Annotated in this window: 10 protein-coding genes; 7 read left to right on the top strand and 3 right to left on the bottom strand. The window is 62.0% G+C overall.

Features of this window, described 5'->3' with window-relative positions:
* The first annotated feature begins 65 nt into the window (after positions 1-65).
* From FNA46_RS07740 to FNA46_RS07725, 4 genes are read left to right on the top strand one after another with little or no spacing between them, the layout of a single operon-like run.
* Positions 66-380 (top strand): hypothetical protein, encoded by a 315-nt coding sequence (locus FNA46_RS07740; RefSeq protein WP_143124600.1) that lies wholly within the window; start codon positions 66-68, stop codon positions 378-380.
* A complete protein-coding gene (locus FNA46_RS07735; protein ID WP_143124598.1) occupies positions 377-559 on the top strand; it encodes a hypothetical protein in 183 nt (60 codons plus the stop codon). The genes FNA46_RS07740 and FNA46_RS07735 overlap by 4 nt, the downstream gene beginning before the upstream one ends.
* Positions 559-2,520, top strand: coding sequence for a hypothetical protein (locus FNA46_RS07730; protein WP_143124596.1), 1,962 nt, complete (start codon positions 559-561; stop codon positions 2,518-2,520). Before FNA46_RS07735 ends, FNA46_RS07730 begins: the two co-directional genes overlap by 1 nt.
* A 40-nt stretch (positions 2,521-2,560) precedes the next feature.
* Positions 2,561-2,914, top strand: coding sequence for a hypothetical protein (locus FNA46_RS07725; RefSeq protein ID WP_143124594.1), 354 nt, complete (start codon positions 2,561-2,563; stop codon positions 2,912-2,914).
* Positions 2,915-3,510: 596 nt separating this feature from the next.
* Here FNA46_RS07725 and FNA46_RS07720 read toward each other — a convergent pair.
* From FNA46_RS07720 to FNA46_RS07710, 3 genes are all read right to left on the bottom strand, one after another.
* Entirely contained in the window at positions 3,511-4,098 is a 588-nt protein-coding gene (locus FNA46_RS07720; protein WP_246102934.1) for a cytochrome b, read from the bottom strand.
* 434 nt (positions 4,099-4,532) lie between these two features.
* Positions 4,533-4,793 (bottom strand): DUF6074 family protein, encoded by a 261-nt coding sequence (locus tag FNA46_RS07715; protein WP_143124592.1) that lies wholly within the window; start codon positions 4,791-4,793, stop codon positions 4,533-4,535.
* A gap of 139 nt (positions 4,794-4,932) precedes the next feature.
* Positions 4,933-5,628, bottom strand: coding sequence for a thermonuclease family protein (locus tag FNA46_RS07710; protein WP_143124591.1), 696 nt, complete (start codon positions 5,626-5,628; stop codon positions 4,933-4,935).
* Positions 5,629-5,875: 247 nt separating this feature from the next.
* Between FNA46_RS07710 and FNA46_RS07705 the strand changes: the two genes are divergently transcribed.
* The 3 genes from FNA46_RS07705 to treS all read left to right on the top strand — a co-directional run.
* The gene (locus tag FNA46_RS07705; protein ID WP_185969759.1) at positions 5,876-7,768 is read left to right on the top strand and encodes a diguanylate cyclase domain-containing protein; all 1,893 of its coding nucleotides are present in this window, start codon (positions 5,876-5,878) and stop codon (positions 7,766-7,768) included.
* Between the two features lie 467 nt (positions 7,769-8,235).
* Positions 8,236-11,508 (top strand): alpha-1,4-glucan--maltose-1-phosphate maltosyltransferase, encoded by a 3,273-nt coding sequence (locus tag FNA46_RS07700; protein ID WP_143124587.1) that lies wholly within the window; start codon positions 8,236-8,238, stop codon positions 11,506-11,508.
* Between the two features lie 15 nt (positions 11,509-11,523).
* On the top strand, positions 11,524-13,092 hold a 1,569-nt coding region (gene treS / locus FNA46_RS07695), incomplete at its 3' end, for a maltose alpha-D-glucosyltransferase (RefSeq protein ID WP_143124585.1).

Genomic DNA, 13,092 nt, shown 5'->3' with positions numbered 1-13,092 from the left:
CCGCCAGGTGGTCGCGCACAATCTGCAATGCGGGAAAGACGACGGCTGCCGGAAGGGGAAATGAAATGGCTTTGAGACAGTTTACTGCCAACGCGGTCTGGAACACCGGCCTTGCCGGCCAGTGCGAGGCCGGCTACCGCACGATGAAATATTCCGGCTCCCTGGGGGGCGGTACCCTTTCGATCCACTCGCTGACGGCCGAGGTGCCGGCGATCGGACAGGACCCGATCGAGACGCCGCTCGCGGATGCAAAGCTGACAGCGGCCACTGTTGACGACAATGGCGATGCTGTGAAGCAGGTGGTGTTCCAGACCAGCGGCACGATCGTCGTGAAGCTGACGGGCGCCACCTCTCCCGATGCATGGGTGGCCGTGGAATGAGCACACAGACCCTGCCGCAAACCAGCCTCGCGCGCGGGCAGACCAGCCTGCGGTTCGGGCAGACGAGTGTTTCCACCCTTTGGAAGGGTGGTGGTGCCCCCAATGGCGCTCTGGCTTTTGCCGGATCCGCGCTGGCTTTTGCCGGCAAATACATCGTTTTCACAAAGGCAGCATCGTAATGGCAAAGATCGAAATAAATCCGGAAGACGCTCAATATGACGCGGTCGAGGTTGCGGATGTTGTCGAGGCGCTGGCCGCCAGTGGGCTGGCTTCAATAGATGCACTTCGACAGGCTGGATATCAGCCTGTCGCGTCGGGAGGGACTGCCCTCAGCAGCAACAACTCTCCGCAAAGCACTCAGATCAATCAGGTATCATATCGCAAGAAGCACACGCTTGCGGTTGACTGCAGCAACTTCATCCTCGTGTATGCCAATTACGGCACGGCGTCTCCCGGCATCATGGAGGCTGGATATAGCCCCATCAATGTGACCGCTGCGATGGACAAGCTTGGCAGCACTGAGACTGCCAATGACGGCCACACGGTGCCGGTCGCGTTCAACGGGTCGCGGCGTGCACGTGTCGATCCCGGTTGCGTGCTTTTTTCTGACCCGGTTTTCCTGCCTCTCTCCAAAGGAGAGCGTTTCTATACCAAAACGGCCAGCGACACGTTTGCCGTCCCAGCGCCGGATGCGCCTGCTGTATCGGCCTCTGGTACGGGTGGGGCGCTGGCGGCTGGTGCCAGCTATCTGATTTCAGTCTGCTACATTTTTGCAGACGGAAGCGAGAGCCTTCTGTCGGCAGGATCGGTGGCGACTATCCCGGCTGGAGCCAGCACCGGCTCCATCACCGTCACGTCGCCAGCGGCTTATCCCGGTGCCATTGCGTACCGCGTTTGCATCGGATCGCGCAATGCGACAACTGGCGTACAGGCAGCTTATGCCAAGGCGTGCCAAGAGGGGCTTGCCGCAATCGGGCAACCGAAAACGATCATTCGAGAGCAGACCGCTGGCGCTCGCACGCGGCTGATCGGCGGCGCGGCAGGGCGTGCATCGGGCGGAGGTATCCGCGATGTCGGGGAGGTCGCCAGTCTCGGTGACCGCACTATCCCCGGCGCCACGCTAGATGTGTCGGCATCGCCCAATAACATCTATACCCCGCTTACAATTCTTGGCCGCCCCAAGCGTCCGTGTGCGTCGGTTGCTATCGTTGCGGACAGCAAGGGGGCTGGCACCGGAGATGGAGGTGTCGGCTACGGTGAGGGCGGCTTTATCGTTCGTGGCATCACGAATAGGCTGGACCTCAAAATGCAGGACCAGACGACACCGCTGTGCGGCTATATACCCATGGGTCTCGGCGGTGAAAAGCTGGATGATTTCGTCAATTCGCTCGCCAGCTCTGTGCGCGATCGCACCCGGAACCGGCTTGCCGAACTGGCAAACAACATCATTTCCAACTACGGCAACAACGACAAAGGTTTGGGCTTCTCGACGTTTCGGGCCAATCTGCTAAAGGCCGTTAGCTGGTATGCGCCGCGCGGCATCAAGTGGCATCAGATGACGCTGCCGCCGTCGACAAACACCACCGACGCATGGACCACTGTAGCCGGTCAGACAAAAGTCTCGACCGAGGCCACCCGTCTGCAAATCAATGCATGGCTGCGCGATACGGGACCGAGCGGATTTCGTCAGGAGAGCGGATATTTTGATCTGACCGGCGTTATCGAAACATGCAGTGCTGTCGAGGTCAATGCCTCCAATGTCAAGACATTGGATGGTGGCTATGTCATCGTGCCGGCCGCCCGGCCAAGCATTACCGGTACTCTGACGGGTGTCACTGCCAAGTATGAATTCATTGACAGCAGCAAGGCTGGCTGGGTGGCTGACCTGTACAAAGGCTATTCCATCCGGTTTACGACCGGAGCCGCTGCGAACACAGCGGCTGGTGTTATCTTTTATACGCGAGCGGATGGCACCATAAACGTCGATGCTGGCTGGTCTGCAACGCCAGCCGTGGGCGACGCCTACGAAATTACATTTGTTGCTGCAATTGATGCCGCTCATGACAGCACATGGGCGCATATCGAAATCGGCAAGGTGATCCGCGACTACGTGCTGGCAGGCAATCTGCGGGTGTCGTGACGCCCCAACATCATGTGTACGTGCCCAGGAGAATGAGCCATTGGACGGAACCCAGATCATTCTGCGCCAGCTGGAGATGATGAACCGCCGCCTCGACACGATCGACGAGGCGGGATCGGAGCGCGGCCGCCGCATCTGGGAAAAGCTCAATGCCCAGGATACGCAGATCGCTCTCCTGGCCCATCGTTTTGCTTCGCTCGAGGAGAGCGTGTCCGGCCAGGCGCTGACATTGTCGCAGTATCAGGACCTGCGCAAAAAAGCGGAAGGTGCCGGATGGCTGGGCCAGAAACTTCTTTTGCTGGGATCATTCGTGCTGGGTGCCGCCGGCTGGATTTATGGCAGCTGGTCAACAATAGCAGGCGCGATCAAGTGGGCGATCGGCAAGGTCCCCTAAGCTGATCGCGCCCGTTGAAAATAGCAAAAGCCTCACATCTACATTGATGCAAGGCTCTGATATTTAATTATACATGCATAACTCTTAATCAGCGGGTCGTAGGTTCGAGCCCTACATCACCCACCAAAAATCTGTAGACAAATCCAAGATTTACAACAGTCCGCTGACACATCGGTTGTGAGACTTGAGTGTGGAAAAAAGCCTCACGTGAATGCCAGACGGGCTATAATGAGCTTCGGGTGCTATGTCGCCCTGTGCGGACAATAGCTTTCGCCGCCCCGCGACCTGACGAGAAATTGGCAGAGCCGTCGCAGACGGGCCGGAACAAAGCCTGCTGAGCCACCAAGTTTGCCGATGCATGACGCGTGACATCAAGCATTTGCGCGGATTCACGGCGCTTGTCGCAAAAATATTTGCCGGCTACCGACCGCTTTTCTATGGCCGCATTCACGTGGAAGCCGCGCCGCCCGGCCTTCCCCCGATGCCTTTCTCGCCGTGTGCCAACGCGGGCGGCGCCCTTGCCGTCGGGGCGAGGCTCCTTACCGCCGCTGCCATGATGAGATGGGGGCCCGGATAGAGCCGAAGGCTGACCGACCTCAGAACATCCGGGGAATGACGTCTGTCGGACCGCCCTTATCCATCACCCGGTGCTTCAGCGAACCCAGCCCATGCAGGAGGATCAATCCCAGCAGACAATAGGCGCCATATCGATGGAGCGTCTGGAAAACGACAAAGGCGCTGTCATTTTTGGGAAGCACTTCCGGGAGATGAGAGATGACGAAGAATGGAATCCCGTCGCTCTCGGAGAAACTGCTGGAGAGAGAGTATCCGAGGAGCGGCACGAGAAACGTCAGGAGAAGCAGAGCGCGGTGCACTGCGTGCGACAGATGTCTCTCCCAAGGACTGAGTTGCGGTGGCGTCGAGGGCATGATCTTGCTGTAGCGCCAGCGAAGCGTGATGTGGACGAGGGCCAGCAGCCAGACGAGAACGCCAAACTGCTTGTGGTTTGGATAGAGCAATGAAGCGGTCGACATGTCGCTTTCAGGCAGCCGCGTCATGTACCAGCCGGAAGCGAGAAGTCCGATCACCAGAACGGCGCGCAGCCAGTGCAGACAGCGGATCGGTAGCGGGTACTTGATTGCGGGTCTTTGCGCGGTGAGAGGTGGCATCCCCATACGCTCCATCGTGAGGGTTTACGCAGGTCAGATTGATTTTGTGAACGATCACAGAGACTGCAGGGAACTCAGAACATCTCGCACCCTTCTTTTTCGCGGTTGCTGCGCTTTGCCTGCCCCTCAGTGATCGGTCAGCGTTGCGTTTTGATCGAGGAAGTGTGGAGGTCGTGTGGAGGCGACGCAAAGTCACGGCTTGGCCGGCATCTTTAACGCCCGTCTCACGCAATCCCTCGGTCACGGAGCCGCCTCTGCGATGGAGCGCGACGGCATATCTCCTCTTGCACGGTCGGTGGCCTGAGGTCTGGTTTCTGCGGAAGGTGGAGCGTTGGAGGGCCTGCATCCGGCCACCGGGCCAAGATCGTCGCCAGGTTTCAGAAAACAGTTTGGGCGGCGCATGGCTGCGGCCGCCCGTGAAACGAACGTGACTGGCGATGGATCAGGGATCAGGCGCGAATGTCGAGCGCCTGCTCTTCATCTTGCGCGAAAAGATGCTGCAGCTCCAGCTGCACGGCATTCATGAACAGCGCGGCCTGATGGGAAATGTCGAGGGCGGAGGCACCCTGCCGGCCGAGCGTTGCGGCGAGGCTTTTCATCTCGTCGCGCCAGAAGCGGTTGGCGTCCTCGCCATTGAGGGTGAGAAGGGCTTGCGCGCAGCGCTGGATGTCTGCCCTGCGCCGGTCGGCGGGAAAATGTGCAAGCGCCATAATATCTCCTCATACGCACGCATCGAATCGACTCAACGTCTCGAACAATCGCCTGAAGTGGTTCCCAAATCCTAAACGGAATCGAAAGAAGTCGTTTCCGTTCCCACGCCGGGACACCCCGCCGAAGGGCAATAATCCTTCAGCACCAGGACTTTGACGCCTCGGACACGCCATGCGCCAGACCTTCGCGGATCAGCTGCTGGCCGATCGACTGGCCGTTGCGCAAGACGACACGCCACTTGCGACCACCCCCGTCTCCATCCGCGTTTGGCCAGTCCACCAGTTCGAACTGCCCCTGGTTGAGGAGAGTCCGCAGGCGCACCTTGGCGGCAAAGCCCCTCTGCCGCTCGGCATCGCAGCGTGCCCCGTCGGTCTGGGGCGCACGGATATCCGCCAGGCGTATTGCCTGTTTCTTGAACCAGAACAGGTCACCGCCTGCGACGCAGTTGTCGAGGCCCGACTGGCCACAGAAATAGAAGGTGCCGGAATAGGCTTTTCCGAGCAGGCTTTCCTGGCCGGAGAGCGCCGCCGTCTGCACGGTGGCGACCGGCATGGGAGGACGTGGCTGCGGCGCCGGTGCTGCGCGCGCCATCTCCGGTGATGCCGCGCGCGCGCCGGAACCGGTGGCGCCCACAGACGGCGAACCGGCATGGCGCGCGGATGCGGTCTTCATCGGGTCCGGAAGATGCGCATTCAACCAGTTCCGCACGGGCCCGTTGTCATGCAGTACGATGCCGCCGGCAACGACCACCAGCGCCGCAATCCAGAGCCGCGTGCCGATGACCGACTTCTTCTTGCCGCCCCTTCGACGGCGGGATGATGCTGCTTTTGCCATATCTGTCCCATCCTGATGCGCCGCATCATGATCAGGGGAGGTTTCCAAAGAGTTTTCATCGGAAAATTTACAGCGTTTTTACCCTTTCATCGTTGCCTGCTGATGACAGCACCGAAAAAGCAAGGCATCGGCAGAGACCACGGTGGCCGAGACGAATCTCTATTGGCCCGATTCAACAGTTTCTAACCTCTGCACTTTAGCATCCCGTCAGATGTCCGCCCCCCTGCCCCGTCCGAGACGAAACGTGATGCTCCGTGTTGACCGCCGGCCCGTTGGAACCTTTGCCGCCATGCTGGCCGGCCTGCTGGGTCTCGTGCTGTTCGGCCTCTGGCTGGAGGAAACGGCACGCCGCGCGCAGGTGGCTCAGGTTCGCGAGGCGCTGCACCAATCCTCCCTTTCGCTCGGCCAGCACGCAGCCGACATGATCGAGGTCGCCGAGTTGACGCTCGCCATGGCCCGCGCCACGCTCGCCCGGCAGCCCGACATGAGCGGCATGCAGGCGCTGCTTGATGACCAGATGGGTGACATGGCAGGCCATGCCCGCCACATCGAGCGCATCGTGTTTCTTGACCGGCTGGGCAACGGCACAGCGAGCCTTGCTCCCGGCAGCGAACAGACACGTCTCGGCGCAGATCTTGCCTATTTCCGGCATCACCGCGAAAACGGGTCAACCGACCCTTATCTCGGGGCACCAACGGCAAGCTTTGTCACTGGTGAGCCGGTGATTCCCGTCAGCATCCGCGTGGAGGATGCCCAGCAGAACTTCGCGGGTGTGCTTGCGGTGGAAATGCCGCCGGAGGTGTTCAGCCAGCTGTTCAGCCGGCTTGCCTCAAAACCGGGTGGCATGGGCGCCGTTCTGCGCAATGACGGAACGCCGATCGCCCTTGCGTCTTCCACGCCTCTCCCCGCGGATTACCGCATGCCCTGGTCGGAGATCATTGCGCCCCTGGCGCTTTCCGCGCCGGGCACCGTTACCGACACGGTATGGCCGAACGATGAGCGCCGGCGGCATATGGCAGCGGCCCATTTCGATCACCCGGCCATCACCGTCATCGCCGCCGTGGACGATGAGGAATTGCTGTGGACCTGGCTGGCGGATGCCTGCTCACGGCTGATCATAGGCGGCCTTCTGATCGGCATGGGCCTGATTCTGACGCTACGCTGGTGGCACCGGGTGACCCTGCATCATGAAAGCCTGCGCCTGCTGAAGCAGACCAAGGAGGAATTCCGGCTGCTGGCCGATGCTTCCGCAGACATGATCGAAAAGCTCAGCCTGCAGGGCGTGCGCGAATATGTATCGCCCGCCTCCCAACACATCCTGGGCCTTGCGCCTGACGAACTGGTTGGCACCAGCATCCTGGACCATCTGCAGCCGGAGGAGCGGGCGCAGGCGCGGCAGGTCCTCGAAAACCTGCGGCGTCGCGCCGCCACCGAGCGGGTAGTGGTCCGCTATCTGCGGCCGGACGGGAGGGAAAGCTGGCTCGAAACCTCCATCAGCCGTCTGCATGACAGCCATGGCGACGGGACAGGCATGGTCGCCATTACCCGCGACGTGACAGCGCACAAGCAGCATGCCGACCAACTGGATGCGCTTGCGCACATGGACGGACTGACAGGGCTTGCCAATCGCCGGTCCTTCGATCTGCGGCTTGAAATGCTGGCAAGCGCGGCTGTGGCGACGGGCAAGACGTTTGCCCTGCTGATGATCGATGTCGACCGGTTCAAGCTCTATAACGACAGCTACGGGCATGCCGCGGGCGACGCATGTCTGAAGCGCATCGCCTCGGCAATTTCCCAATCGCTCCGCAAAACCGATTTCGCCGCGCGCTATGGCGGCGAGGAATTTGCCGTGATGATTGAGGGGATCGACCAGACGAGCGCCCGGCTTGTCGCCGAAAAGATCCGCAAGCGGGTTGCGGGCCTTCGCATCCCGCATGACCGCAATCATCCCTGGGGCTATGCAACCATCAGCATCGGCGTGGCCGAGTGGGAGACAGAGATGGGGAAAGACACCGGTTCGCCGGGCATCATCGAGGCTGCGGATCAGGCACTGTACGCTGCCAAGGAACAGCGCAACCGGGTGATGATCCTGTCCGGCAACGGCAAGGCCACCGACCACGGCGCCGCACGCCGCGCCTGAACTCCGCAACCCGGTGCCTCGATGGAACCTCGCGCGGACAAGGCGACCCACCCAAAGGCGATGGGCCACCTGCACGGTCGTGTCCCTCCCTGATGAGGCCGATCACTCGTGAACAGACAGCATATGCAAAAGCAATCCATGGGCAGGTGTCCGTCCGGATCATGCGCGACAGCATCGGCGACTGCCCTCAAGGCCTGCCCTTTCGTGATGTCCGCCGGCCGCGGGTCGAGAGATCGCGCTTGTGCCGAGGTGCAGCTTGCCTGTCTTGCGGCCCTGTCTTGCGGCCCCGGGTAGCGGCCCTGGATAGCGGCAAGGGCAGCGAGGAGGCACCGGCCTGTTTTGCCGCAGCCGTGGCGGAAGCCCGGCGCACTGAGGTGAATACCGGCACGGGAAGAACAGGAACAAGCCCCGCCTGATCGCGTTAGGCCCGGAGACAGTCCGGGATATAGCGCAGGAACAGGCGGCCCATGACACGTGTATCGACCGATGCGACCACCGCGGAGCATGCCCTTGCCGGCCCGCGGATCTATTTCGTCCACCCGCTGGCCCTCCGCGGGGAAGATGCCTGGGAGGCGGTGTTCAAGCATGCCGCAAACCTCGGCTTTGATACGGTTCTCACGGCACCGCTTGCCGTCCGCGCTCCTGGCGCCAGCGTCTTCGTCACGGTGGATCCGGACCGCCTCGCCCCGGAACTGGGTCTTGGCGAGGCGCTGGAGGAGGGACTGTCACGGCTTTGCACGCTTGCCCGCCGACACGGCATTACCCTGATGATGGATCTGGTCATCGATCGTCAGGCGATCGCAGACGGTGACACACAGATCTCCCCTCCCGCTGATCCCCGTCTCTCGCCAGACCGCGCCGGAAGCCGTCCCATTCCGCTGGACGACACAGCTGCCTTGCGCCAGCACGACAGCGCATGGCGCGCGCGGATCAGGCGAATGCTCGACGCAGGCATTGGCGGGTTCCGATGCCTCGGTCTCGACCGCATGCCGGCCGAGATCTGGCAAGGCCTGATCGCCGCCGGTCGCGCCGCATCACCCGACGCTTCCTTCCTCGCCTGGACGCCCGGCACACCCTTTGCGCTGCGCCGCCGCCTTCCCGATCTCGGCTTTGACGGCTGCTTCTCCTCGCTCGCCTGGTGGGACCTGGAGAGCCGCTGGTTCGTGGAGGAATACGACATCCAGCGCCGCTTCCGCTGGCAGATCACCTTTCCGGAGGCGCCCTTTGCCCGACGTCTCGCCCACGGGACAGACAGCACCGAGATCCGTACGCGCCGCGCGCGCCAGGCCCTGCATCTGTCGCAATCGCTGGGCCAGGGGCTGATGATACCGATGGGCTTCGAATACGGGGCAACGGCGCCGCTCGATCCGACCTACGGGGATGGCGGGGGCTTGCGCGCGCTGGCAGAGCGCGGGACCTATGATCTCTCGGCAGAGATCCGCGCCGGCCATCACCAGGCAAAGCGCGCCGACGACATGTTTCTGCGCCAGCCGCTGCAGCTCATTTCCAGCCCGCAAAGCCGGGCGCTGGCCCTGATGCAGAGCGACAGCGAGAATACCCGCCGCGCCGGACATGTGAGGCTCGTCGTCATCAACCGGGATTTGCGCCGGACGGCACCGGCGCCCGTGAATGCGTTGCGCGAAGCCGCATCCGGCTTTCTGCCGCTGAGACGCCGCAATCCCTCGGGCGACCCGCCTTCGGAGGAAGGCGCGCTTGTGCCCCGACTTCAACCGGGCGAGTTGCGCCTGCTGGAAGGAGTGGCCTCGCCGGCTATCGAAAATGCCGTACCGGCTCCGGACATCAACGAGGCGGTCAACGCGCCGCGTCTCGCGATCGAAGCGATCACACCAGCTGTGGATGGCGGCCGCTTTCCCGTCAAGCGCATCATCGGCGAAACGGTCGTGGTCGAAGCCGACCTGTTCGGCGATGGTCATGATCCGATCTCGGCCGCGCTGTTCTGGCGTGCTGCCGACGAGGAGGAGTGGACCGAGGTGCCGATGCGTCTCATCGAAAACGACCACTGGCGCGGCTCGTTTACCCCCCGCCGCATGGGTCGACATGAGTTTGCGGTCGAGACCTGGCGCAACCCCTTCCGCATCTTCCGCTACGAATTCGACAAGAAGCATGAGGCGCGCCTCGATCTCACGCTCGAAATTCAGGAGGGTACCCGCCTGGTCCGCGTTGCGACAGAGACGGCAGATGGCGAGACGGCGCAGCGGCTGCAGTCGCTTCTGCAACAGCTGGACGAAGCCCAGCAGGCCGACCGCATCGCTCTTCTCTCCGCTCCCGAGACCTTTGCCCTGATGGCGACCGCCGACCGGCGGCCTCACCGTGTCCGCTCCCGGCCGATGCCACTCGATGCGGAGCGGCGCGAGGCAGGCTTTGCCAGCTGGTACCAGATCTTTCCGCGCTCCCAGAGCGGCGATCCGAACCGTCACGGCACGTTCGACGACGTGATCGCCCGCCTGCCCGCCATTCGCGAGATGGGGTTCGATGTCCTCTACTTTCCACCGATCCACCCGATCGGCAAGACGAACCGCAAGGGGCGCAACAATGCGCTGACCGCCGGCCCCAACGATCCCGGCAGCCCCTATGGCATCGGCTCGGACGCGGGCGGCCATGACGCCATCCACCCCGAACTCGGCACCTTCGAGGATTTCCGCCGTCTGGTTGCGGCAGCCGGTCAGCACGGTCTTGAGCTCGCACTCGATCTCGCGATCCAGGCGTCACCCGATCACCCCTGGCTGAAGGATCACCCCGGCTGGTTCGACTGGCGGCCGGATGGAACCGTGCGCTATGCGGAAAATCCGCCGAAGAAATACGAAGACATCGTCAATGTCGATTTCTACGCGAGCGATGCGGTACCAGCTCTCTGGCTCGAACTGCGCGACATCGTGCAGCTGTGGATCGACAACGGTGTCAAACTGTTTCGCGTCGACAACCCGCACACGAAACCCTTTCCCTTCTGGGAATGGCTGATCGCCGATATCCGCAACCGGCATCCCGACGTCGTCTTCCTGTCGGAGGCCTTCACGCGGCCCAAGGTGATGTACAGGCTCGCCAAGATCGGCTTCTCACAGTCCTACACCTACTTCACATGGCGCAACACCAAGGGAGAACTGGAAAGCTATATGCGCGAGATCACGACGGAGGCGCCCAAGGATTTCTTCCGGCCGCACTTCTTCGTCAACACCCACGATATCAACCCGGACTTCCTGCAAAACGCGCCGCGCTCGGCCTATCTCATTCGCGCGGCTCTTGCCGCGACACTCTCCGGCCTCTGGGGCGTCTATAACGGCTTCGAGCTTTGCGAGGGCCGGCCGGACGCCAAGCGCAAGGAATATGCAGACTCGGAAAAGTACGAGATCCGCGCCTGGGATTACGACCGCCCCGGCAACATCAAGGCCGAGATCGCCCTCTTGAATCGCATCCGCCGCGAAAACCCGGCTTTGCATTCGCATCTGGGCCTCCGGCAACTGATCGCCTGGAACGACAACATCATGTTCTACGAGAAGGCCAGTCCCGGCCGCGAGAACGTTCTGCTGATCGGCGTCAGTCTTGATCCACACAATGCCCAGGAAGCCGATGTCGAGATCCCGCTCTTCGCATGGAACCTCCCGGACCATGGCGCACTTACCCTGGAAGACCTCGTCACGGGCCAGACCTTTGTGACGACCGGCAAGTGGCGACGGCTGAGGCTGGAGCCGGACCGGCCCTTTTCGATCTGGCGCGTGCGGTAACGGGAGGAGAAAACCATGGACGTCACACAAAGCCCGAAGGCGCAGCAGAGCGATCCGAACCTGCAATGGTACAAGGATTCGATCATCTACCAGCTGCATGTGAAGTCGTTCTACGATGCCAATGGCGATGGCATCGGCGATTTTGCAGGATTGACGGAAAAGATCGACCATATCGCCTCACTCGGCGCAACTGCGATCTGGCTTTTGCCCTTCTTCCCCTCGCCGCGCCGCGACGACGGCTATGACATCGCCGATTACGGCAATGTCAGCCCGGATTACGGTACGCTGGACGAGTTCCGCGCCTTCGTGGAGGCTGCACACCAGCGCAATATCCGCGTGATCATCGAACTCGTCATCAACCACACCTCCGACCAGCACCCCTGGTTCCAACGCGCCCGCAATGCGCCCCCCGGCTCGCCGGAGCGGGATTTTTATGTCTGGTCGGATACCGACCAGAAATTTCCGGAAACCCGGATCATCTTCCTCGACACGGAAAAGTCCAACTGGACCTGGGACCCGGTGGCAGGCGCCTATTACTGGCACCGCTTCTACTCCCACCAGCCAGACCTGAATTTCGACAATCCGCAGGTGCTGGACGAGCTTCTGAACGTCATGCGCTTCTGGCTGGAAACAGGCATCGACGGCTTCCGTCTGGACGCCATCCCCTATCTGGTGGAGCGCGAAGGCACGATCAACGAGAACCTGCCCGAGACGCACGACATCCTGAAAAAGATCCGCGCCGCACTCGACGCCACCCATCCCGGCAAGATGCTTCTCGCCGAAGCAAACCAGTGGCCGGAGGACACCTCCGAATATTTCGGTGCCGGCGACGAATGCCACATGGCCTTCCACTTCCCGCTGATGCCGCGCATGTACATGGCGATTGCCAAGGAAGACCGCTTCCCGATCACCGACATCATGCGCCAGACGCCAGAAATCCCGGAAAACTGCCAGTGGGCGATCTTCCTGCGCAATCACGACGAACTGACGCTGGAAATGGTGACCGACGAGGAGCGCGACTACCTCTGGACGATCTATGCCGCCGATCGCCGCGCCCGCATCAATCTCGGCATCCGCCGACGTCTGGCGCCCCTGATGGAGCGCGATCGCCGCCGCGTGGAACTGATGAACGGGCTGCTGCTGTCCATGCCCGGCACGCCGGTCATCTATTATGGCGACGAGATCGGCATGGGCGACAACATCTATCTCGGCGACCGCGACGGCGTACGGACGCCAATGCAATGGTCACCGGACCGCAATGGCGGCTTTTCGCGCGCCGACCCAGCCCGGCTGGTGCTGCCACCGGTGATGGATCCGCTCTATGGCTATGAGGCACTGAATGTCGAGGCGCAGAGCGTCGACACCCATTCGCTCCTCAACTGGACGCGCCGGATGCTCGCGCTGCGTGGCCGGCACCCGGCGTTTGGCCGCGGCTCGCTGCGTTTCCTCACACCGGGCAACCGCAAGATCCTCGCCTATCTGCGCGAACATGATGGTGAGACCATTCTTTGCGTCGCCAATCTCTCGCGCCTGCCGCAAGCGGTGGAACTGGATCTCGCCGAGTTTCAAGGTCGCGTGCCGGTC

Source organism: Affinirhizobium straminoryzae, assembly GCF_007004135.1.
Taxonomy (GTDB): domain Bacteria; phylum Pseudomonadota; class Alphaproteobacteria; order Rhizobiales; family Rhizobiaceae; genus Neorhizobium; species Neorhizobium straminoryzae.
This window is presented reverse-complemented; position numbering and strand designations above follow the sequence as displayed.

What these genes read in the sequence shown, in the direction of transcription:
- FNA46_RS07740 (WP_143124600.1), top strand. Translation starts at nt 66, where the DNA reads ATGGCTTTGAGACAGTTTACTGCCAACGCGGTCTGGAACACCGGCCTT.
- FNA46_RS07735 (WP_143124598.1), top strand. Translation starts at nt 377, where the DNA reads ATGAGCACACAGACCCTGCCGCAAACCAGCCTCGCGCGCGGGCAGACC.
- FNA46_RS07730 (WP_143124596.1), top strand. Translation starts at nt 559, where the DNA reads ATGGCAAAGATCGAAATAAATCCGGAAGACGCTCAATATGACGCGGTC.
- FNA46_RS07720 (WP_246102934.1), bottom strand. Translation starts at nt 4,098, where the DNA reads ATGGAGCGTATGGGGATGCCACCTCTCACCGCGCAAAGACCCGCAATC.
- FNA46_RS07715 (WP_143124592.1), bottom strand. Translation starts at nt 4,793, where the DNA reads ATGGCGCTTGCACATTTTCCCGCCGACCGGCGCAGGGCAGACATCCAG.
- FNA46_RS07710 (WP_143124591.1), bottom strand. Translation starts at nt 5,628, where the DNA reads ATGGCAAAAGCAGCATCATCCCGCCGTCGAAGGGGCGGCAAGAAGAAG.
- FNA46_RS07705 (WP_185969759.1), top strand. Translation starts at nt 5,876, where the DNA reads ATGCTCCGTGTTGACCGCCGGCCCGTTGGAACCTTTGCCGCCATGCTG.
- FNA46_RS07700 (WP_143124587.1), top strand. Translation starts at nt 8,236, where the DNA reads ATGACACGTGTATCGACCGATGCGACCACCGCGGAGCATGCCCTTGCC.